This window comes from Falseniella ignava, from assembly GCF_002847645.1.
Classification (GTDB): domain Bacteria; phylum Bacillota; class Bacilli; order Lactobacillales; family Aerococcaceae; genus Falseniella; species Falseniella ignava.
Genome location: NZ_PKHE01000023.1, coordinates 1 through 22,189, shown reverse-complemented (window position 1 = coordinate 22,189; position 22,189 = coordinate 1). Strand labels below are relative to the sequence as shown.

At 35.9% G+C, this 22,189-nt stretch carries 19 protein-coding genes; 7 read left to right on the top strand and 12 right to left on the bottom strand.

From position 1 onward, the window contains the following. The first annotated feature begins 170 nt into the window (after window positions 1–170). Window positions 171–722, top strand: a complete 552-nt coding sequence (locus CYJ57_RS07055; protein ID WP_101954690.1) for a cysteine hydrolase family protein — start codon at window positions 171–173, stop codon at window positions 720–722. Window positions 723–803: 81 nt separating this feature from the next. Here CYJ57_RS07055 and gyrA read toward each other — a convergent pair whose 3' ends face one another. The 6 genes from gyrA to dnaA all read right to left on the bottom strand — a co-directional run bounded on the left by gyrA (window position 804) and on the right by dnaA (window position 9,422). Next, window positions 804–3,287, bottom strand: coding sequence for a DNA gyrase subunit A (gyrA, locus tag CYJ57_RS07050; RefSeq protein ID WP_101954689.1), 2,484 nt, complete (start codon window positions 3,285–3,287; stop codon window positions 804–806). An 18-nt stretch (window positions 3,288–3,305) separates the two neighbouring features. Continuing rightward, window positions 3,306–5,219 carry a DNA topoisomerase (ATP-hydrolyzing) subunit B gene (gyrB, locus tag CYJ57_RS07045; RefSeq protein ID WP_101954688.1) on the bottom strand — a complete coding sequence of 638 codons (1,914 nt, stop codon included), beginning with the start codon at window positions 5,217–5,219 and terminating at the stop codon, window positions 3,306–3,308. Window positions 5,220–5,237: 18 nt separating this feature from the next. Continuing rightward, window positions 5,238–6,353 (bottom strand): DNA replication/repair protein RecF, encoded by a 1,116-nt coding sequence (gene recF / locus CYJ57_RS07040; RefSeq protein WP_101954687.1) that lies wholly within the window; start codon window positions 6,351–6,353, stop codon window positions 5,238–5,240. Next, window positions 6,343–6,576, bottom strand: coding sequence for a S4 domain-containing protein YaaA (gene yaaA, locus CYJ57_RS07035; RefSeq protein ID WP_006701541.1), 234 nt, complete (start codon window positions 6,574–6,576; stop codon window positions 6,343–6,345). Before yaaA ends, recF begins: the two co-directional genes overlap by 11 nt. A 216-nt stretch (window positions 6,577–6,792) precedes the next feature. Further along, window positions 6,793–7,935 carry a DNA polymerase III subunit beta gene (gene dnaN, locus CYJ57_RS07030; protein ID WP_101954686.1) on the bottom strand — a complete coding sequence of 381 codons (1,143 nt, stop codon included), beginning with the start codon at window positions 7,933–7,935 and terminating at the stop codon, window positions 6,793–6,795. A 161-nt stretch (window positions 7,936–8,096) separates the two neighbouring features. Next, window positions 8,097–9,422: a chromosomal replication initiator protein DnaA gene (gene dnaA, locus CYJ57_RS07025; protein ID WP_101954685.1), complete on the bottom strand. Its 1,326-nt coding sequence runs from the start codon at window positions 9,420–9,422 to the stop codon at window positions 8,097–8,099. A 476-nt stretch (window positions 9,423–9,898) separates the two neighbouring features. Between dnaA and rpmH the strand changes: the two genes are divergently transcribed. The 4 genes from rpmH to jag all read left to right on the top strand — a co-directional run bounded on the left by rpmH (window position 9,899) and on the right by jag (window position 12,299). Beyond that, window positions 9,899–10,036: a 50S ribosomal protein L34 gene (gene rpmH, locus CYJ57_RS07020; RefSeq protein ID WP_006701538.1), complete on the top strand. Its 138-nt coding sequence runs from the start codon at window positions 9,899–9,901 to the stop codon at window positions 10,034–10,036. Window positions 10,037–10,187: 151 nt separating this feature from the next. Next, on the top strand, window positions 10,188–10,538 hold the full coding sequence (gene rnpA / locus CYJ57_RS07015) for a ribonuclease P protein component (protein WP_101954684.1): 351 nt from the start codon (window positions 10,188–10,190) through the stop codon (window positions 10,536–10,538). Window positions 10,539–10,547: 9 nt separating this feature from the next. Then, entirely contained in the window at window positions 10,548–11,387 is an 840-nt protein-coding gene (gene yidC, locus CYJ57_RS07010) for a membrane protein insertase YidC (protein ID WP_101954683.1), read from the top strand. A 12-nt stretch (window positions 11,388–11,399) separates the two neighbouring features. Continuing rightward, entirely contained in the window at window positions 11,400–12,299 is a 900-nt protein-coding gene (gene jag / locus CYJ57_RS07005; RefSeq protein ID WP_101954682.1) for an RNA-binding cell elongation regulator Jag/EloR, read from the top strand. Window positions 12,300–12,588: 289 nt separating this feature from the next. Here the strand turns inward: jag and CYJ57_RS07000 are convergent, their stop codons facing one another. From CYJ57_RS07000 to CYJ57_RS06980, 5 genes are all read right to left on the bottom strand, one after another. Beyond that, complete coding sequence (locus CYJ57_RS07000; RefSeq protein WP_101954681.1) at window positions 12,589–13,176, bottom strand: PepSY domain-containing protein; 588 nt, start codon at window positions 13,174–13,176, stop codon at window positions 12,589–12,591. A gap of 80 nt (window positions 13,177–13,256) precedes the next feature. After that, window positions 13,257–14,384: a hypothetical protein gene (locus CYJ57_RS06995; protein WP_101954680.1), complete on the bottom strand. Its 1,128-nt coding sequence runs from the start codon at window positions 14,382–14,384 to the stop codon at window positions 13,257–13,259. Between the two features lie 15 nt (window positions 14,385–14,399). Beyond that, window positions 14,400–15,203: a hypothetical protein gene (locus CYJ57_RS06990; protein ID WP_101954679.1), complete on the bottom strand. Its 804-nt coding sequence runs from the start codon at window positions 15,201–15,203 to the stop codon at window positions 14,400–14,402. Beyond that, the gene (locus CYJ57_RS06985; RefSeq protein WP_101954678.1) at window positions 15,203–15,889 is read right to left on the bottom strand and encodes an ABC transporter ATP-binding protein; all 687 of its coding nucleotides are present in this window, start codon (window positions 15,887–15,889) and stop codon (window positions 15,203–15,205) included. Before CYJ57_RS06985 ends, CYJ57_RS06990 begins: the two co-directional genes overlap by 1 nt. After that, the gene (locus CYJ57_RS06980) at window positions 15,886–16,257 is read right to left on the bottom strand and encodes a GntR family transcriptional regulator (protein ID WP_006701530.1); all 372 of its coding nucleotides are present in this window, start codon (window positions 16,255–16,257) and stop codon (window positions 15,886–15,888) included. Before CYJ57_RS06980 ends, CYJ57_RS06985 begins: the two co-directional genes overlap by 4 nt. 215 nt (window positions 16,258–16,472) lie before the next feature. On the opposite strand from CYJ57_RS06980, the gene CYJ57_RS06975 reads away from it, so the two are divergent. Together CYJ57_RS06975 and CYJ57_RS06970 are read left to right on the top strand one after the other, a co-directional pair. Further along, window positions 16,473–17,732: an HlyC/CorC family transporter gene (locus tag CYJ57_RS06975; RefSeq protein WP_101954677.1), complete on the top strand. Its 1,260-nt coding sequence runs from the start codon at window positions 16,473–16,475 to the stop codon at window positions 17,730–17,732. A gap of 51 nt (window positions 17,733–17,783) precedes the next feature. Continuing rightward, on the top strand, window positions 17,784–19,079 hold the full coding sequence (locus CYJ57_RS06970) for a GerMN domain-containing protein (RefSeq protein WP_101954676.1): 1,296 nt from the start codon (window positions 17,784–17,786) through the stop codon (window positions 19,077–19,079). Window positions 19,080–19,240: 161 nt separating this feature from the next. Here the strand turns inward: CYJ57_RS06970 and CYJ57_RS06965 are convergent, their stop codons facing one another. Next, a complete protein-coding gene (locus CYJ57_RS06965) occupies window positions 19,241–21,940 on the bottom strand; it encodes a G5 domain-containing protein (RefSeq protein ID WP_101954675.1) in 2,700 nt (899 codons plus the stop codon). Window positions 21,941–22,189: the final 249 nt, after the last annotated feature.

Genomic DNA, 22,189 nt, shown 5'->3' with positions numbered 1-22,189 from the left:
TTTTGTGGTGATTTAAGTATAACGAATCTTCATGTCTTTTTGTATTTCAGAAATTACTGAGTGTTGCAATTCATTTTACAACACACCATAGTAAAAAAGCTAATTTATTGCCCTCTAAAAACTTTTACATGATATAATTGTACTAAATGATTACGAAATGAGGTAACACAATGCGCGGTCTAATTATTGTTGATTATTCAAACGACTTTGTGAGTTCAGAAGGTGCTTTAACAGCGGGTGAACCTGCCCAAGCACTTGATACTTATATTGCTAATTTAGCTGAGGATTTTATTAAACAGGGAGATTTTGTAGCATTTATCAATGATTTACATGTACTTGATGACACATATCATCCTGAGAGCAAAGCTTTCCCACCTCATAATATCCAAGGAACATGGGGGCGCGAACTTTACGGAGAAGTAGGTAGAGTATATCAAGATAATAAAGAGCAACCGAATGTCTTTTGGTCGGATAAACGTAGATACTCTGCTTTTGCCGGCACAGAACTCGATATTCGATTAAGAGAACGGAATATTACGGAAATTTGGTTAGTTGGGGTCGTCACCGATATTTGTATTTTACATACATCTGTAGATGCTTATAACTTAGGATATAACGTGACGATTCCAGAAGCAGGTGTCACGAGTTTCAATCAAATAGGGCACAAATGGGCACTGGACCACTTCGAACAAACACTTCAATTCAACGTTATTCGTTTATAATTGCAAAAACGCATCGTCAACATACTTGGCGATGCGTTTTAAATTTATTCTATTATATCCAAGTTAAAAGTATACTAATACTTATTCATCATCTTGTTGCGATTCATCCTCATCTTCAACCGAAGAAATGGCAGTTAACGAACTTACTTTCGCGCCTTCATCTAGTCGAATCATTCGAACACCGAGGGTAACACGTGAGGTTTGGGATATATCATTGATATCAAAGCGAATCACAACACCTGTATCCGTCATAATCATAATATCCTCACTACCATCGGTGGCAACTAGACCCGTTAAGTACCCACTCTTCTCACTTAAACGAACAGTCTGAACACCGAGTCCACCACGATTTTTCAAACTATATTCTTCTACGGCAGTTCGCTTACCATAACCATTTTCAGTCACCACTAGAATTTCTTCCCCAGCGTTGAATACATCCGCTGCGACAACATAGTCATCTTTTCGAAGACGAATTCCTCGAACACCAGTAGCTGTTCGTCCCATTGAACGAACATTTTCTTCATGGAAAGCCATCGCGTAACCATGACGCGTTCCAATAATGATTGCTTGGTCACCATCTGTTTCAAATACATTGATAACTTCATCATCTTCTTTTAAGTTAAGAGCAATCAAGCCATTTTGACGAATATTAAAGTAATCACTAATATTGGATTTTTTAACCGTTCCAGATTGGGTTACAAAGAATAAGTAGCCATCTGACACACCTTGTTCTTCTCGACGTGATTCAATCGCAATCACTTCCTTGATCGATTCACCACTATCAAGACTTAAGAAGTTAACAATTGGTAATCCTCGAGCTTGACGACCATATTCAGGGACATCATAGCCTTTGGTTCGAAAGACCCGTCCTGTATTTGTGAAATAGAGTAGAGTATCGTGAGTCGAACAAGAGATTAATGTCTGAATATTATCGTCTTCCCCTAATCCCATTCCACGGACACCTCGGCCACCGCGACGTTGAACTTGGAACTCATCTTGATCCATTCGTTTAACATAGCCGTTGTTCGTCAAAGCAATCAAGACTTTACTCTCAGGGATTAAATCTTCATCTTCAATGTCAGTTAATTCACCGACTTGAAGCTCCGTACGTCGCGCATCAACGAAGCGAGAATTTAACTCTTGTAACTCATCTTCGATAATTTCTAAGATTCGCTGCTCACTGCCAAGTATTTCAGTCAATCGTTCGATTAATTCTATTAAATCTCGATGTTCTTTTTCGATTTTCTCACGTTCTAAACCTGTTAATCGAACTAATCTCATGTCAAGAATGGCTTGTGCTTGTACTTCGGTCAAATGATATTGACTGATTAATTTATCTTTGGCAGTATCTCCATCATGAGATGAACGAATAATATGAATAATCTCATCAATATGGTCCAGTGCAATTAATAAACCTTCAAGAATATGTGCTCGATTTTCTGCTTTACGCTTATCAAATTCTGTTCGACGACGAATAACATTGACTTGATGCGCAATATATTTTTCTAAAATTTCTTTTAAACTTAAAATCTTAGGAACCCCATGATCAATTGCCAACATATTGAAGCCAAAAGTAACTTGCATTGCTGTATATTTAAATAAATTATTTAAAACTACATTGGCTGATACATCTCGATGAACTTCAATCACGATTCGAGTACCTTCTCGACCGGATTCATCGTTACAATAGGTAATTCCTTCAATTTTTTGTTCACGAGCTAATTCTGCAATCCGTTTTACAAGTTTGGCTTTATTGACACCATACGGAATTTCTGTCACAACAATTCGCTCTTTTTCGCCTCTCATCGGTTCAATATCAACTTTTGCACGAACATAAATACGTCCACGTCCTGTCGCATAAGCTTTCCGGATTCCTGCTTTACCCATAACAATCCCGCCAGTTGGAAAATCTGGGCCTGGAATGTATTCCATCAATTCTTCCACCGTAATTTCAGGATTATGAATTAAAGCAATCACGCCATCGATGACTTCAGACAGATTATGAGGTGGAATATTTGTAGCCATACCGACCGCAATTCCAGCAGCACCATTTACTAATAAATTTGGAAAGCGTGCAGGTAAAACGACCGGTTCACGTTCTTCTTGCGAATAGTTATCCATAAAATCAATCGTATCTTTATTGATATCTCGTAACATTTCAAGCGCAATTCGTGACATACGTGCTTCGGTATAACGCATTGCCGCTGCACCGTCACCATCGACCGAACCAAAGTTACCGTGTCCATCCACTAACATTTCACGATAACTAAACGGTTGTGCCATTCGTACCATTGCATCATAGATTGCAATATCCCCATGTGGATGATATTTCCCCATCACATCTCCGACAATCCGAGCTGATTTCTTATAAGGTTTATCCGGCGTGACACCGATTTCATTCATTCCGTATAAAATACGACGTTGCACAGGTTTCAAGCCATCACGTACATCTGGTAAAGCCCGTGAAACAATGACACTCATTGCATAATCGAGGAAGGAGGTTCGCATTTCATCCGGTAAATTAATCGATTGAACTTCACGATGATTAATAAATTCTTCCGTCATTGATTATCTCCTTTCCGATTAAATATCTAAGTTTTTAACATATACTGCGTTTTCTTCAATAAAGATACGTCGTGGTTCAACTTCTTCACCCATTAACATATCCATTACTTGATCTGCTTCTTGTGCATCCTCAACTTTCACTTGAAGAAGACGACGATTTTCTGGATTCATTGTCGTTTCCCACAATTGTTCATAATTCATTTCCCCAAGCCCTTTGTAACGCTGGATTGAATAGCGGGCATCAGGATTTTCTTGACGCCATTGATCGAGTTCATCATCTGAATCTAGATAAATTTCTTTCTTACCTTGACGAATTTGATAAAGTGGTGGCTGTGCGATATAAACATAGCCTGCTTCAATCAATGGGCGCATATAACGGAAAATTAATGTCAGTAACAGCGTTCGAATATGCGCACCGTCCACATCCGCATCGGTCATTAAAATTAATTTATGATAACGAGCTTTATTAACATCAAATTCAGAACCAAAACCCGTCCCCATCGCAGTGAAGAGTGAGCGAATTTCTTCGTTATTTAGAATACGATCTAATGTCGCTTTTTCCACATTTAGTATTTTACCTCGAATCGGTAAAATTGCTTGATACATCCGAGAACGTCCTTGTTTGGCTGATCCACCCGCTGAATCTCCCTCGACAATGAAAAGTTCACATTTTTCAGGATCGCGACTTGAACAGTCAGCTAATTTACCTGGTAAATTAGCAATCTCAAGTCCAGATTTTTTCCGCGTCATTTCTCTCGCTCTACGAGCGGCTGTTCGTGCACGTTGAGCTAAGATACCTTTATCCACAATGGCGCGACCTTCTCGAGGATTTTCCATTAAAAACTTACCGAAATTCTCATTGAATAATCGTTCCGTAATTGTTCGAACTTCAGAGTTACCTAACTTTGTCTTAGTCTGTCCTTCAAACTGTGGGTTTGGATGTTTTACTGAAACAATCGCCGTTAAGCCTTCACGCGTATCTTCACCGGATAAGTTATCATCACCATCTTTTATTATATTTTGCTTACGCGCATAATCATTGATCGCACGAGTTAATGCTGATTTAAAGCCTTGTTCGTGCATTCCACCTTCATGGGTATGAATATTATTCGCGAAAGATAAAATTTTAGTTTCATAACCTTCCGTATACTGTAGTGCGATTTCAAGTTGAATATCGTCTTGTTCACCAAAAATATAGATTGGTTCATCAATAATCGGTGTCTTGTCCTCATTAATATAATCGACAAAACTTTGAATACCCCCTTCGTAATAGAAGGTACTGAATGCTTCACGCTCTTCTCGCTTATCTTCAAGCGTAATCCGTAACCCTTTATTTAAAAAGGCAAGTTCACGGATTCGGTTTTCAAGCATTGAAAATTTGAAATCAACTGTATCAATAAAAATTGCTGGGTCCGGTATAAAATTCACACGTGTCCCCGTGTGATCTGATTCACCAATTTCAGTCAATTTTTGAACGGTAATACCACGTTCAAATTTTAAAGAATAGACTTTACCATTACGGGATACTTCAACCGTTAATTCTGTTGATAAAGCATTAACGACTGCAGCCCCAACTCCATGTAGTCCACCTGAAACTTTGTAGCCACCGCCACCAAATTTTCCTCCAGCATGGAGCATGGTATAAACCGTTTCTACGGCTGGAAGTCCTGTTTTTTGTTGAATATCAATGGGGATGCCTCGACCATTATCTTCAACAGTAATACTATTATCTGCTTCAATCGTTACTTCAATATGATCTGCATAGCCTGCGAGCGCCTCATCAATTGAGTTATCGACAATTTCCCATACGAGATGGTGCAGTCCTTCAATACTAGTCGTTCCAATATACATTCCTGGACGCTTCCGAACCGCTTCAAGCCCTTCAAGAACTTGTATTTGACTTGCATCATAATTTTGAAATTCTTCAGTCATTGATTACTCCTTTATCGTTTATTTTCGTTGTACTTGTCCTTGATGGACATACAAAATATCTGTTTGATTTAGTGATTTTAATAAATCATGATTAATTGAGGCGGTCGTTAAGAAAGTCTGTACGCGATTCTCGATTTGATCCATTAAAATAAACTGCCGCTCATCATCAAGTTCGGACAAGACATCATCAAGTAATAACACTGGGTAATGTCCTTTAATTTGTTTAAACCATTCTAATTCTGCTAGTTTGATAGATAGCGCAATTGTTCGCTGTTGACCTTGCGAAGCAAATTGTTGCGCCTCTCGTTCATTAAGCCACAACTTCAAATCATCTCGATGCGGACCATACAGTGTGACTTGTTGCTTTAATTCACGTGAATAAGATTGGTCAAATAACGCTTTGAATTGATCCGCTAACGTATCCACTTGTTCATAATTCAGTTTTGACGAAGAGGATGAATATTCCATTCTAAATTCATCACGCTCTTTCGATAATAGATGATGCATGGATTGTGCAAAACCTTCAATTTGTCGAATAAATTCAAGACGCATCTTTACAATATCGACTGCTTTTTCAATAAACTGTTCTGTCATAATTTGAAAGTAAATTTCATCAAATTCTTCAGTGCGGGCATAATTTTTCAAGTAAGTGTTACGTTGTTTTAAAATCCGCTCGTATTCCACAACGGTTCTTAAATAAACTGGATATGCTTGCCCTAGTTCGGCATTTAAAAATCTACGACGAATACTCGGTGGACCTTTCACAAACTGTAAATCTTCTGGAGCAAATAGAACAACATTAAAATTACCAACAAAATCACTTAATTTACGTTGTTCAAGGTGGTTCACTTTGGCAACTTTTCCTTTAGAACTAATCACTAACGAAAGTGGCAAATCATAATGAGGGTATTCGATAATACCTTCCACCATCGCACTCGTTTGGTTCCATTGAATTAACTCTTGATCACGTTGTGCACGGTAACTTTTTCCAATGGCTAATAAAAAAATAGCCTCAAGGAGATTGGTCTTTCCTTGGGCATTCTCACCGGTAATAATCGTCAGCTTCGAATTAAATTCAATATCAAGTTGCGAATAGTTACGGAAATGATGCAAGGAGAGGTGGTTAATCTTCATCAGAATAGACAACCGTAATTAAGATACCTTCTTCGGGAATCTCAACTTGGTCATTTGAATATAATTTTCGTCCACGACGATTTTCTTCAACTTGATTTACTAGGACTTGGTGCTCATTTAAATACCATTTAGCCATACCCCCGCTAGAAATCAAGTCAGCTAATTTAAGTAATTGCCCTAACGTAATATATTCTGTGTTAATTAATGCCGTAATTTCTTCCATTTTTCCACCTACCTGTCTATTAAACTACCTTATATTATAGTTGATTTTGAACGTTTTATCAAATAATCGGCGATTTTAAGGGGGTTTTAGCGTTTCTATTTGAATATAATGTAAAAAGCTTTCTGAAATATTTTTTTCTAGTAGAAGCATTTAATTCATTATTCAAAAAAAAAAAAAGACCTATGTTTGATAAAACAAAGGTCTAAAAAATTTGGATTAATGTGTTCGGATCGGTGTTAATAATTGAATTAGGTTTGCTGAAGAAGTTTCATCTTCCACAGCTGTCAGTAAAATTGGACGAACATTCGATTGAAAATCCATTTGAATATCAGTCCCATTGAAAGTTTTTAGTGCATCTTTCATATAGTCTGGATTAAAGGAGATTTGAAGTGACTCTCCCGTCACTGTTTGAGTTTCAATAGCTTCATTTGAAGAGCCTAATTGGCTACCATAAACAGAAAGTTCAACCCGTTGATCTTCAATCTCTAATCGAACGACATTATTTTTACCTTGATTGGACATAATACTTGCCCGATCAATCGCATGATAGAACGTATCCGCATTAACCACAATACGCGTTGCATGTTCGGTAGGAATCAAACGAGCCGTGTCCGGATAATTTCCTTCTAAGATTCTTGAATAAATCGTTAAATTTTTAAGGCCAAAAATTAATTGTTCATCTGAAATAATTAATTTAATATGATCTTCATCTTCTACAATACGACTTAACTCATTTAATGTTTTTTTAGGAATTGTCATCGATTCAATTTCTAATTCTTGATCATTCATAATTTCAATTGTTCGTTGACTTAGGCGATGGCTATCAGTAGCAACACCTGTTAATTGTTTTCCTTTAAGCGTAATATTAACTCCTGTTAAAATTGGACGCGTTTCTTGATTTGAAGTAGAAATAATTGTTTGAGCAATTAATTCTTTAAAAAGTTCTGTAGGAAGTTGGATGGATTCTTCAGAAATAATTTCTGGTAAAAGTGGATACTGATTTCCATCAATTCCATTTAATGTAAAGTGACTTTGCCCTGATTGAATATTTACAATGGCTTGGTCATTGACTTCAACAGTCACAGTGTCGGCCGGAAGTTTTCGAATTACTTCTAAGAAATAACGTGAAGTAACTACAACACTCCCGGTTGATTCAATCGATAAACCAAGTGACTCGTCTTTAATCGGTAAAAATCCTTCGATTGATAATTCAGTATCAGAACCAACTAGCGTAATTCCCTCTTCAGTCGCTGTCATTTTGATACCTAATAAAATTGGGATAGTTGATTTAGAAGAAATCGCACGAGAAACATTATTAAGTTGGTTCATAAAAGCAGTTCTTTTAATGGTAAATTTCATCGTTAGGCTCCTTTATTTATATAATATTAATAAATTAGTAGTGGTAGTAGGCCTTGTGTATTGTGTGTATAAACTAAACTATTCGTTTAATAGCAAGGAATTCTCTTGTGAATGTGGGTGTAAATAACTATTGACATTATTCAACCATTATCCACAGTTGATTATTTTAAGCGGCTTTTTAGTTGTTCAATTTCTTGTTTTAAATTCGAATCGTATGTTAATTCATCACGAATTTTCTCATAGGCATGAATTACGGTTGTATGGTTTTTATTACCAAAACCTTCACCTATTTTAGGAAAAGACAGTTCTGTTAATTCTCGACTTAAAAACATGGCAATTTGTCGAGGATAGACAATCGACTTGACTCGTTTCTTTCCTTTAATATCATTTGGGGTTACTTGGTAATAATGTGCCACTTGTTCGATAATCGTTTCAGTAGATAGAGGTCGTGAATCCGAATCGGTAATAATACTTTGCAGCGCTTCAGCCGCTAACTCAACACTAATCTCTCGACCTTGAATCGCAGCATAGGCGATCACACGTACTAACGCACCTTCTAGCTCACGAATATTAGTATCAATATTATTTGCGATATAAGTTAAGGTGTCTGCATTAATATCTAATCGATCACTCTGTGCTTTTTTACGTAAAATAGCAATTCGTGTCTCTAAATCAGGAGGGGTAATATCGGTTGAAAGCCCCCATTTAAATCGACTAATCAATCGTTCTTCTAAGTTAGCGATTTTATTTGGCAGTCTATCACTCGTTAAGACAATTTGCTTATTATTGTTATAGAGTTCATTAAAGGTATGGAAAAATTCTTCCTGGGTTTTACCTTTATTCGATAAAAATTGAATATCATCGATTAATAAAACATCAATCTCACGATACATCGCACGAAATTCCGCTTGACTCCCATTTTGAATTGAGGTGATGAAGTCATTCATAAAAGATTCACTCGTAGCATATTTAATTCGTGTGCGTGGATGTTGTTTTAAAATTTCATTCCCAATGGCATGCATTAAGTGTGTTTTACCAAGGCCAACCCCGCCATAAATTAATAGTGGGTTATAAGTTGTTCCTGGAGAATCTACAACGGCATAAGCAGCGCCAGTCGCCATATTATTACCTGTTCCGACGACGAACGTTTCAAAGGTATAGTGAGGATTTAATTTTGCTTGAGAGAAACCTGCCTCATAGTCATCCGTAAAATCGTTGGATTCTTGGATGGGCTGTTCAAACGGTTGAATTTCAAAATCTGGAATATATTCAACGCCATACTTTTCAGCACTATATTGAATGACATAGCCTGTTAAATGACGTTGCCAGTATGTTTTTGTTAAATCATTAGGAACTGCTAATTTGACACTGTAGTCTCCAATCTGAATTGCTTTGACAGGCTTTACCCATTGTTCATAAGAACTATCTGATAGACGATCTTGCATATATAATTGACAGCCATGCCAAAATGATTCTAATTCATTCATTTGAATTGATTCACCTCACTTTTTTAAAGAAATTCGTTACTTCTTATTCTATCATAACGAAAGTTTTGAACAAGTTTTTTCTGTGCATAACTAAGTTATCTACAATCATATTTTAAAGTTATGAACAAGTGGATGATTTTTGTGCATAACTTTCAAAATAAGTGTTAATAAATATAGTATTGTTCATAAAAAAATATTAATGAATATTGGTTTAACAAGGTTTTGAAAAGATATTCACAGAAACTGAGGATAAAATAAAATACTATTAACAAACTGTGGATTGTGGATAATTAATGTGATGATGATGTTTAAAACTTTAGTGAACACTTAAATATATCCACAGTACATCAAAGGTTGTGGATAATTTTGTGCATAAAAACCCTTTAAATCTTCTTGACTTTTCTAGATGGATTATTTAAAATAGGTAGGTATTGTATGCGTTAGTGTACAGATTTATATGCAGGAGGTGCAGCTTAATGTCGAAAAGAACATATCAACCTAAAAAACGTAAAAATAAAAAAGTTCACGGCTTCCGTAAACGTATGAGTACAAAAAATGGACGTCGCGTACTTAGCAAACGCCGTCAAAAAGGTCGTAAACGTTTAGCAGTATAAACGTAATATAGGCGTCAACAACATTTCCTAACAGGTACGTAGTACTGATAGGGAATGTTATTTTTTTATCTGCTGATTTAGTTTTTCTTTTAATTGAAAGTTCGCTATAATAAATGAGTATAGCGTTGAATAATAGATGATGAGGGATAATTTGAAAAAAGCTTATCGCGTTAAATCAGATCGAGATTTTCAGCGAGTTTTTCATCAAGGAAAATCAAAAGCAAACCGCCAGCTGGTTTTATATTATTATGAAAAACCAGATCAAGCACATTTTAGACTGGGTGTTTCGGTCAGTAAAAAGTTGGGCCCAGCGGTGGTGCGTAATCGAATTAAGCGTTATTTACGCCAGGCTGTTCATGAATTGGATGGTCATATTCGTCATGACATTGATTTTATTCTCATCGCACGTCAAGATATTTTAAATAAAAATTATCATGAAATTAAACAATCTATCATTCATGTCATGAAACTTGCTGGCATCTATGATAATACGACACCATAGGAGGTTGGAATGAAGAAAAAGCAATGGTTTAAAATAGGTCTTTTACTATCAGTTACGATGATATTAGTAGCTTGTGGTAATATGAATGAACCAGTCAGTGCTGAGAGTGTTGGAATTTGGGATCGATATATCGTTTATAATTTGTCTCAACTGATTATTTGGTTTTCTAATTTATTTGGACAAAGTTATCCTATTGGGATTGCGATTTTAACAATTATTATTCGGGTATTATTAACACCTTTATACCAAATGCAAGTTAAATCGCAACGCGAAATGATGGAATTACAACCAGAATTAGATGCGATTAAAGCTAAGTATCCGAATAAAGATCGACAATCTCAAGAATTGATTCAACATGAACAACAAGCATTGATGAGCGAACGTGGAGTGAATCAATTTGCAGGATGCTTCCCACTTTTAATTCAATTACCGGTAATGATGGCTCTTTATCAATCGATTTTAAGAACCCCAGAATTACGTCAAGGGCATTTTCTATGGATGAACTTAGGTCAACCGGATCCGTATTTTATATTACCAATTATTGCTGCGGTATTAACCTTTGCTGCGACGTATTTCTCAATGAAAAGTAATCCAAATACGAATGCGGCGACAAAAGGAATCATGTTAGTAAACCCAATTATGATTTTATTAATTGCCATTCGATTACCAAGTGCGATTGCATTATATTGGGTCGTATCCAATGCTGCAACGCTCGTGATGACTTTCTTATTTAATAACCCTTATAAAATTATTGCTGAACGTGAAGCGAAAATTAAGGCAGAAAAAGAAAAACAACGAGAACTTAGACGACAATATCGTAAAGTAACTGGAAGAAATCCGAAGAAGTAGGAGGAAAATATAATGATTGATAATTCATTAACAGTTCGTGGTGAAACGGTAGAAAAAGCAATTGCTAAAGGACTTCGTGAGCTAAATATCCAAGAAAAAGATGCTGAAATTCGTGTCATTAGTGAAGGTAAAAAAGGATTATTTGGCTTTGGGAAGCAAGATGCGATTGTGGAAATCCAGGTGAAAGATAATTTAAGTTATAAAGAATTAACTGAAGTTTTAATTCAAGAAGAAAAAGAAGAACAACAAGAAATTCAATCGCCACAACCAACTACCGCGCCGATCGAACCATTGGAAGAAGTTGTGGTAGAAGAACCTTTATCGCATGATGTTACAAATGAAGTCGAAATTTCAACGCCAACAGAGCAAACAGTAGCGACTCCAAGTGCAACAGAATCAGCTGTAAAAGAAACAAATGAAACTGAAGAAACTGATTCGACAGGTTTACCATTGGATAAATCAAGTGAATTAGTTGCTTCTTATATTGACCGTGTCCTAAAAGAGTACGGTGCAAAATCTGAAACAACATTTGATATCAATGGTAACCAAGTAACCTTTAATATTGAAACAGACAAATCAGGTCTGGTTATTGGAAAACACGGAAAAATTATTAATTCATTGCAAATTTTATCTCAAACATTATTACAAAATTATTGTCACCACCGTGTATCTGTCCTATTAAATGTTGGCGACTATCGTGATCGTCGTGCAAACATCCTTGAACAGATTGCATCACGTACTGCTAAGGAAGTTTTAAGTACACGTCAGACGGTGATTTTAGACCCACTTCCTGCATATGAACGCAAACAAATTCACGCTCATCTTGCTGAATATGATCGTATTAAGACACATTCTGAAGGAAAAGAGCCAAATCGTTATTTAGTTGTTGAATATGTAGATAAAACACAATAATTGTATTTTAAAAGGCTGATTCTAGGTCAGTCTTTTGTTGTTCAGAAGATTAAAAAAAAGTGTTATTTTAGATCAACAGAAAAAAAGTTTTCTGTGTTAGAATAGATTAGTGAGTTGGTTTTATGTACACTTTGACCAGCTCATCAATTGATAGTCATTTTTTCCTACCAAATAAACAAAATGACCTTCTAATTACAATGATTTAATGTCCATAAATCATTGAAACCTTCGGCTGTGAAGCCGAAGGTTTTTTTGTCATAATAATCATTAATGTAATTAGAAAGTTAGCTTAGGATTCAAGCCCTTCAACTTTGAGGATTTTTCCCGATTGGGCATCAATTTTTAGTTCAACATCATCTTTATCTTTTTCATCTTCATATTCCACTTCCCAAACAGGTTGATTGTTATGATCATCATCAGCACTTAATTTCCAAGATTCGATGTTAGATAAATTCGTTTTTTGATTTGCAATCTCAGTAATTTCATCCAGGGTTTTTAACTTATCTAGGGACAATTCAATATATTCATCATCGGAATCAAGAGTTTCTTTTTCTTCCTTAGTGAATTGTTGTTCTTTACTATTGTAAGTCACTTCGTAGCCTAAATCGTTATCGAAACCTTCAATTTCAACTTCAATAATATCATCTTTTTGGATTTTTACTTTCAAACCACTAATTTTTACCTCGGGATATTTTTCCTCAAAATCCTTCAATGCAGTTTCTAAAATAGTTTGAAATTCACTTTTATCTTCTTGACTCACTTCGACGGTTGTTTCTTCCTTAGCATCATTTTGCGCATAGACTGGCGCTACGATAAATGATGTTGTTGTCAAAAGACCAAGAAGGAATAGACTACTTTTTGTAAATAATTGTTTCATTAAAAATCAAACCTTTCTATGTAAGTCTACTATTAGCGTATCAAGGATTCAGCAAAAAATACAATCATACGCATTGAAGGTTAATAATTCTCAGATTGTAAACTAACACCACTCCATTGATAATCTTTATTAGTTTCAAAATTTTCTTGATAAATCAATTGATTATCTAATAAATTGAATGCTTGAAGCTGAATCTTTTGATTAGATAATTTCTCAGCTGTAATTAATAACTCAGATGTAAGTGCAATATCCATCATTTGAGGAATGGTACGAATTTTTTTCGTCTTATTCGAAGCAATATCTAAAGCTTTGATCGTTGCTTCTGTCTGATCTTGATTTAATTCCACAAAATAAAAGGTCGAGTTATAAATGAGATTATGATTGTAGTACATGTCTTCAACGATTTCTGGATGTTTAACTTCTTCCATCGTTAAGTCTTTAATATTGAGCCACTGATAGTGAGAAATTGGCTGATACTCGAGATCATTTTGTGGTTCAGTTTGAACTTCATCTAGACAGATTAAGGTTGTTTTAGAATGTGGATGCGTATTATATGAATGGTAATTAATATTTAAATAATATTTGGAATCAATTGCCATGTTTTTCGAATCCACAACGTCACCGGATGTTTTATCAATTTTGAGTCGTTCGATAGATTGGCTCCCCATCTCATTTTCTGTAGGAAAGTTTTGATAGGTAAGTAAGAGGTAATAATAATCTTGATCTTCAACACAGGCGATGAATTGTGTATTGTAATTATTGGTTAATGGGTAATGATACGTAGAAAATTCACGATAATCGGTATTAAAAACAGTATAATCAAGTTCAGTCGCATTGCCATTAAAGTCACGGTTGATTTTATACCATACTTGCGGATGGTTGGTTGGAAATTGATTGGCTATCGGTGGTCGTTTAGATAATGAATAGTGTTGATAGATCGAATCACGTTGTTCAGTATTATGAAATAAATTAAACATTTTTGGTTGAATTGATTGGGCATTGACATTGATAATTGTGGGTGCATCATTAATCGATGGATTGGGCAAGTTGTAATACAATTCGGGTTGTAGGCTTTGAATGACTTCACGATTCCCATGAATTAAGTTTGAATTAACGGTTTGCTTAATTTGAAGTGGCATTGTCCAATAAATAATAAGAAATAGTATGCTAATAATGATGGTACTAATTGCAGTAAAATTGCGTCGCATGGTTAAGACTCCTTTCTAAACACTAATGTAGTGATTCATAATGTAATAACTAATTGATAATTGAATAACCATGGCTATCACCAGTAGGGTCATTGCGACGATATTAAACTCAAAACTTGTAAAGTTAATCGCCGATGCAAATTGAATAATTAAGGCAGAAATGCCCCAACTGAAAAATAGATAGAGCAGTGGCAACAAAATCGTTTGAATCAAATGATAGCTGCGATAGCTTAAGACGATAATAGTAATATTCATCAGCCCAATTAGAAAATTAAATCCAAAGAGGTAAATGAAGATAAAACTTTGGAAGTGCATTGACATCACAACTTGAAATCCATCTAAGTGTTGCATTAAAACTTGAACCACAGAGCTGGAATGATATAAGTGTGGTAGTAGATTTCCAATCCAATCGGTTGCGAATAAAATAAATAGTTGAGTCATCCATAAGCCAACAATCATTAATAAGATACTGACAAATTTTGCCATAAAAATTGGCATCCGACTACCTGGTAGCATTAACAACCGATAAATATAATTACCTTGAAAATGCCACTCACGCACCCAAGTAAACATACTATATAAAATTAAACTTAAAGCTGCGACACCAATAATTAAGAAAAATAAGGGTGTTTGTTTAAAAATATCTGCGAGCGTTAACATATAGAAAGCGTCTCTTTGATTCATAAAATAGTAATTCGCTTGACGAAATTGACGGAAAATTACCAAACTTTGTGTCAAAATAACGGCGATAACCAAAATCAAGTAGAGCCATTTTGCGCGTTTAAGTTCATCATTCAGTAAATTCATAAATTTCTTCATTAACGATACACCTCCCGCATTTTATCAACGAGACTGATTCCTCGTTCTTGTCTAAGTTGTTCAGGATTAATTTCTTCTACAATCGTTCCATCGCGCATTAAAATTGCTTTATCCACAATATATTCGATTTCAGGAATATCATGACTTGAGATAAGAACACCCTGTCCTTCGATTAATTTTGAAGTAAATACGCTAAGAATTTCTTCCCGTGTAAAAATATCAATTCCACTAAAAGGTTCATCCATTAAGATGAAGTCACTATCGAGTGATAATCCTAATAAAATATTTACTTTAGCAACATTCCCTTTTGAAAGTTGATTGATTTTATCGTCGGCATTTAAATTGAAAAATTCTAGAATCTCATAGGCTCGCTTTTCATTGAACGTAGCATAATAATCTTTCATCTGTTGTAAAGCTTCTGATATGGTTAAGTGTTTTAATACAATAATTTGATCCGGCACGTAACTGATTTTGTGATAATCATTGAAGGTGATGGGTTGGTTGTTGTATAAAATTTCACCTTTTCCTTGAGGGATTAATTGCATTATTAGGTTCAATAAGGTGGTCTTGCCACTCCCGTTTTCTCCCACAAGGAGTGTGACTTCCCCGGGTTGAATGGTAAATGAAACATCATTCAAAATAGCTTTATTGCCGAATTTTTTACTTACATGTTTCAGTTCAATCATTGTTTTTCCTCCTTCTGTTGAATAAATTCATTGAGTGCCTCGAGCGCTGTGCGTGGAGAGATATTCAATTGTTGGATTAATTGATAAAAGTCTATCATCGCTTGTTGCAATAACGTATGACGTAATGCATCGATTATTTGAATATCTTCTGTAACACGGCTAGGAACATTCGCATCGGTTGTAATAATGTGTTCCTCTTCCAGTTCTTTAAAAGCACGTTGGACGGTGTTCGGATTGACTTTAAATTCTTGGGCAATCGATCGCCGGGACGGTAATTCTTGACCGGGTGTTAAATTCCCTGAGACAATCTCGGATTTGAAGTATTGTTTCAACTGCTCATAAATAGGCAGGTGTGAATTAATATTCATAAGCCTCTCCTTTCTCTTAAAGTGTATTAAGTATATAATACAACTTTAACTGTATTATATGAGTAGTACACTTACCTGTCAATACTATTTTAGAAATTTTGTATAATCGCTTAATTCAAGGTATAATAAAAGCAATCATTTCAGTCACTGATTGGATTTTTAATGATTTAAAAACACTCAGTGCAATTTGCAATTTATAAGGAGGAAATGCCTCTATGGGCACTGATCAGGTTACCAGTATTGGTATCTTTATTTTATGTATATTTTTATCCGCGTTCTTTTCATCTTCTGAAACAGCGTTTACTTCAGCCAATCAACACCGATTGAAAAATCAAGCTGAAGAAGGGAATCGTCAAGCACAACAAGCGGAGAAACTTATTAATCAATATGAGCAACTGTTATCTACCATATTAATTGGAAATAACTTAGTAAACATTTTAAGTTCAGCTGTCGCTACTTTATTTTTTGTTCAGTTGTTTCCAATCTATGGCGCCACGATATCAACGATTGTTACAACAATTATTTTATTAATATTTGGCGAAATTACTCCAAAGTTAGTTGCAAAGTTATTTCCTGAAAAATTAGCCAAACAATTTTCAGGAATTCTAACCGTCCTAAATAAACTTTTTTCACCTGTCGTATGGGTTCTATCGCAATGGCAACGTTTGGTGATTGACCTCCTGCCCGTTAAAAATTCTCCTTCCATCAGTGAAGACGAATTATTAACTATGTTGAATGTGGCAAAATCTGAAGGAACTTTAGAAGACGATGAGCATGATTTAGTTCGAGCGGCGATTCGCTTTGATGATACCGAAGTCTCTCAAATTATTACACCACGGATTGATATCGATGGGATTGATATTGAGAGTAGTTTTGAAGAGATTGATCAAGTATTTGAACAAACGAATCATACGCGATTGGCAGTTTATGATGGGACCATTGACGAGTTAATTGGGACGATTCATGAACGTGATTTTAATCGATTGTTAAAGCGTCATGCGAATCATCCGGAATCAAATAAAGACTTACGTTCGATTATTTCTAAACCTCATTATGTCCCGATTACAATGCTATTATCAGATTTATTGCAGTTTATGCAATTGAATAAAGTCCATCTTTCGTATGTGATCGATGAATTCGGTAGTATTCAAGGGATTGTTACGATGGAGGATATTTTAGAAAGATTAGTTGGAGATATTTGGGATGAGCATGATCAAATAGAATTAGAGTTGACCGAACTAGAACCACAACAAAAAATTCAAGTGTCAGGCTTAATGACGTTAGAGGATCTCTATGATTATTTTGATAAGCGTTATGAAGGCGATTGGGATTCTTCAACCGTGAGTGGGTTAGTTATGGAGTTAATTCATCGTATGCCTGAAGTTGGCGATTGTGTGGAAATAGATCAATTGAAAATCACTGTTGAATCAATCGATAATGGGCGCGTCATGAGTGCACTTGTTGAATTAATTTAATAAATTCTTTAAAATATCTAAAAGTAAATAAATGGATTAAGGAGGGTTGATATGAGTAAGAGAATTTTATGTTTGTTTTGTTTCGTATTATTTCTAACAGGTTGTCGAAAAGAACCGATGATTCACTTGAGTGATGAAAATAAAACCCGACTTGAAATACGACGTAATGAAAATACAACGAGCAGCACAGAAACATCGGATCAAACAATATCGGATGAAAATAACGCTGAAGAAAGCTCGCAATCGGTAGCAGAATCAAGTAGTGAAAGCGAAAATTCTGAAAAACCGAAAGAACCGGCTGTTTTAGATTCGTCAAATTGGCAAGTTTCGAGTGAAACACCGTTACTTGAAGTGATTGATTATTTACCAAGTCAGATGTATCAATTTAAGAAGTTTACAGATGGTACTCATGAACGACGGGTCTATCCAACTTATGTTGATAATGAATTAAGTTTAATGCAGCTTGCTTTAATTAACGATGATTCTCAAGAAGTCCAATATTATAATTGGGGCACATTACAATTAGTAATGATTGAAGCCTCGAATGATAATCCTTTTGTCAATCAAATGGAGACGGTCGCTTATCAAGCAGATGGGTCTACCAATGAATTAATTTTAGATAGTCCGCTTCAAGTTGGGCACCAATGGGAAAGACGTGCGGGCATTACTTGTGAGATTACGCAATTATTTGCCGAGGGAACGCTCCCGTCAGGAACTTACCGTAATATTTTAGAAATTACGGTTACAGACGAAACTCAAAGTCAGCCTACGAAAGAATATTATGCGGAAGGTGCTGGACTCATTGCCACTATCACGCCAGAAACTACTTGGGTATTAAATGGTGATTTTCCAAATAATCGGATTATTACCGAAATTCCAGTTTATTTACCGGTGCGCCAAGATGGTTCAGAAATTTTGAATCCAACTTATGTTGAATTTAAATGGCAGACAAATTGGACTTTTGCTGAAGCTTTCCAAGATGTTTTACGTCGCGCGAAGATGATTGATGAAACGATTCAAGTACAATCAGTTACCTTTGATGATGACATCGTTTATATTGATTTTTCACCAGGAATTGTCTCAGTTTTAAATTCTTATGATAGTTCGGAACAAGGGATTATTGATGCGCTCGTTCAAACTTTAGGAGAATTTTTCCAAAGAAATCAAGTCCGCATCTCAGTTGATGGAAATGGAATGCTTCCACAAGAAGTAGAATATCCATCCAATGGAATTTATAACTTAAAAAATCCTATAGTGGATCCGACAGGCCAAAATAATGACGAAGAAACATCGCAAGAAGAAATAACAGAAAATATCGAGCTAGAAGACACAACGAGTAGCGAATAAGATGCATAAAGAGAAGATTGACGGAGGATCGTCAATCTTTTTTTGTAATTATATTTACCTAATCTACATATAATCCGCTTTATTATAAAATCAAACCCCTAAATTCACGCGAATTTAGGGGTTATTGAATTTTTTGGAGTATTTAACGGTGATTTAGTCACTTATTTAAATCCTTCAAGAGAAACGACTTCAACGTTAGTGAAGATTTGAATACCGATAAATGAGTAGAATTCTTTGTAGATACTATCTACTTGACCCTGTCCTGGATTGATATCATTCACACCAACTTGGAATGCTTTGTGATTTGGGTTCAGGATGTTGGCACGATGTCCTGGTGAACTTAACCAACCAGCCATTAGACGTTGTGCGATTGTATCTTCAATGTCGTCGATACCTTCGATGCTTGACATAGCAAATTGACCAATATTTTCAGCCATAGATCCTCTTTGCTCCGAATTTAAATAATCGAAAGCAGTTAACCAGTCAGTTCCATCTGGTCGGTAATGAGGCTTGTGTTCTTCTGGATTTTCAGGGTTAACGTAACGTAAGTAACCGTATTTTGCCATTTCGTCAGCACGTTGTTCGGCACCTTTCGTTAACCAAGTACCACGTTTTAAAGTGTTTAACCCGTTTTCTTGACGAGTTTTATTGGTTAAGTTGAAGATAATGTCTTGAATACGATCTGCGTTTAAACCGTTAAACGTTGTACGATATGTTGGAATAGTTGGATTATCTGGCTCGACAGGTGGCTGTGTAGATTCTTCTTTGGTTCCAACTAAGATGATTTGAGGTTTCATCGCTTTAACTTGGCGACGTTCAACTTCAACTTCTTTTTGGAAGACACCATCAATGTAGGTTGTCTCAAGGAGAAGAATGTCTTTACCATCTTGACCTTTTTCAAGAACGCGCTCCTGACCTTTTGCTAGGGTGTTATCATTTCGGTAAATAGTCTTGTAGGGAACAATTCGTTCTACCTCATGACGTTTTACTTCGACTTTAGGTTCTTTAATTTCTGGCTCTGGTTGAGGATCGATTGGTGGTTGAGGTTGTTCTTTAATTCCGACTAAAATAACACGGTCAATAACCTCGATAACTCGTCTTTCAGAGATTAACTTTTGGTCTGAAAATTGGCCATCAATGTAGGTTGTCTCAAGGAGAAGAATGTCTTTACCATCTTGACCTTTTTCAAGAACGCGCTCCTGACCTTTTGCTAGGGTGTTATCATTTCGGTAAATAGTCTTGTAGGGAACAATTCGTTCTACCTCATGACGTTTTACTTCGACTTTAGGTTCTTTAATTTCTGGCTCTGGTTGTGGCTCAGGTGTCTCAGGAATTGGTGTAACTTCCGGTTCCGGAGTTACAGCACCGGCACCAATAGCACGAGCCATTTCTTCTTCAGATACACGAGTGCGTTGTGTTACGCCTTCTTGAATTACATTTGAGCTTAATTGTCGTTGTGCTAATACTTCACCATTTACAATCTCAAATTCATAAAGATGTTCTACAATCTCTTCTTTACCTTCTACCTCGATAACACGTTGGTGACCAGATAGTGAGTTGTCCAATACAAGTACTTCACCGAAATCGCGTTTTGAGATCATGCGTTTTCGCTCTTTAACAACGCTTTCTGCTTTTGTACCATAGGCAATAATTTGATCTACAGCTGGTGTATCAATGATTGTTTGAGTAGTTTGTTCTTGTTCTACACTATCTAAGGTAATAGTAGTTGTTTCAGTAACTAATTTACCGTTTTGTCCTTCTTGGATAAGTACGGTCATACCAAACTCTAAGTTTGGATCAGCTTTGAATTGGGTTCCGTAGTAACGGTCAGTAACTTGACGTGTTACTAGCGTCCTACGAACAGAGTCAGGAACTTCTCGCTCAATTGGAACAAATTCAGTTACTTGAATTGTAACTGTTTCAGTAACTGGATTCCCTTCTTCGTCGTAAGTAGGATTTCCTTCTTCATCTAATACCGGTTGTTCAATTGTTTTATCAACTAATTTCTCAACCAAATCGATAATTGGGTCATTTTTAATAGTTTGAGTGTCTTCGTGTACAACTTGAGGCTCACCTTGAGAGATTGAACCTTCTCGTCCATCTGGAACAGCAATGTCTTCGGTTGGAACTACAGTAGATGAAATGTCTTCAAAAGCATTATCGATTTGTACTCCTTTAGCACGAATGGTAAACTCTGATGGAATATTTGGTTTAACCCCTGGCTCAGGAGTCACTTCTGGTTCAGGGATTACTTCTGGTTCAGGAGTTACTTCTGGTTCAGGAGTTACCTCTGGTTCAGGGGTTACCTCTGGTTCAGGAGTTACTTCTGGTTCAGGAGTTACCTCTGGTTCAGGGGTTACCTCTGGTTCAGGGATTACTTCTGGTTCAGGAGTTACCTCTGGTTCAGGGGTCACTTCCGGCCCAGGTTTCACTTCAGGTGTTTGTTGCGCGGGTACGGATACTTTTGGTGTTGTTATGTTATGGCGCTTGGTAGCAGGGGTTGTTCCTTGAGTTACTTTAGTTGTACTTTGTGTTGTAGCACTACTAAATATTGGCACTTTACCATCTGGACGTAAAAAGTCTAAGTGTAATTCGATTTCCTGATCAATATAAATTAAGTCTGGGTTCTTAATATCATTACGCTCAGCAATTTCTTTGACGGTTACTTTTTCTGGATCCTTTTTATCAAACTTGTAGTAATCATTGACCGTTTCTGTAATTTCAGATAGTGTATTTCCTTTTTTAACGATATAAGGCTTCTCATCTTCAATAGCTTTTTGAATAGCATCTTTTAAAACTTTGTCAATTTGCGTAATAGCGTTATCTTGACTTTCAACGGCTAAAATTGGAGTTTGGCACATTGCACCAGTGGCTAAGGTTGATGCAATGGCAACAGAGGCAACAATCCCATTAACTTTACGAATACTATAAATATTTTTTTCATGATATCCTCCACCTATATATTTTTATATAATCAGCTTTATTATAAAAGATATTATCTGATATTACAATCTAATTAAATCATAGTGTAAAATTTCTTGTGTAACCTCCAAAGTCCATAGAAAAAGGGACCTTTATCTTGTAAGATTGTAGTTACGACAAAACAATCA

Excerpts from the sequence above, each read along its gene's own strand:
- jag (WP_101954682.1), top strand. The coding sequence starts at position 11,400 with ATGATTGATAATTCATTAACAGTTCGTGGTGAAACGGTAGAAAAAGCA.
- yidC (WP_101954683.1), top strand. The coding sequence starts at position 10,548 with ATGAAGAAAAAGCAATGGTTTAAAATAGGTCTTTTACTATCAGTTACG.
- dnaN (WP_101954686.1), bottom strand. The coding sequence starts at position 7,935 with ATGAAATTTACCATTAAAAGAACTGCTTTTATGAACCAACTTAATAAT.
- recF (WP_101954687.1), bottom strand. The coding sequence starts at position 6,353 with ATGAAGATTAACCACCTCTCCTTGCATCATTTCCGTAACTATTCGCAA.
- dnaA (WP_101954685.1), bottom strand. The coding sequence starts at position 9,422 with ATGAATGAATTAGAATCATTTTGGCATGGCTGTCAATTATATATGCAA.
- CYJ57_RS06980 (WP_006701530.1), bottom strand. The coding sequence starts at position 16,257 with ATGAATATTAATTCACACCTGCCTATTTATGAGCAGTTGAAACAATAC.
- CYJ57_RS06990 (WP_101954679.1), bottom strand. The coding sequence starts at position 15,203 with ATGAAGAAATTTATGAATTTACTGAATGATGAACTTAAACGCGCAAAA.
- yaaA (WP_006701541.1), bottom strand. The coding sequence starts at position 6,576 with ATGGAAGAAATTACGGCATTAATTAACACAGAATATATTACGTTAGGG.
- CYJ57_RS06975 (WP_101954677.1), top strand. The coding sequence starts at position 16,473 with ATGGGCACTGATCAGGTTACCAGTATTGGTATCTTTATTTTATGTATA.
- rpmH (WP_006701538.1), top strand. The coding sequence starts at position 9,899 with ATGTCGAAAAGAACATATCAACCTAAAAAACGTAAAAATAAAAAAGTT.
- gyrB (WP_101954688.1), bottom strand. The coding sequence starts at position 5,219 with ATGACTGAAGAATTTCAAAATTATGATGCAAGTCAAATACAAGTTCTT.
- CYJ57_RS06995 (WP_101954680.1), bottom strand. The coding sequence starts at position 14,384 with ATGCGACGCAATTTTACTGCAATTAGTACCATCATTATTAGCATACTA.
- gyrA (WP_101954689.1), bottom strand. The coding sequence starts at position 3,287 with ATGACGGAAGAATTTATTAATCATCGTGAAGTTCAATCGATTAATTTA.
- CYJ57_RS07000 (WP_101954681.1), bottom strand. The coding sequence starts at position 13,176 with ATGAAACAATTATTTACAAAAAGTAGTCTATTCCTTCTTGGTCTTTTG.
- CYJ57_RS06985 (WP_101954678.1), bottom strand. The coding sequence starts at position 15,889 with ATGATTGAACTGAAACATGTAAGTAAAAAATTCGGCAATAAAGCTATT.
- CYJ57_RS06970 (WP_101954676.1), top strand. The coding sequence starts at position 17,784 with ATGAGTAAGAGAATTTTATGTTTGTTTTGTTTCGTATTATTTCTAACA.
- CYJ57_RS06965 (WP_101954675.1), bottom strand. The coding sequence starts at position 21,940 with ATGTGCCAAACTCCAATTTTAGCCGTTGAAAGTCAAGATAACGCTATT.
- CYJ57_RS07055 (WP_101954690.1), top strand. The coding sequence starts at position 171 with ATGCGCGGTCTAATTATTGTTGATTATTCAAACGACTTTGTGAGTTCA.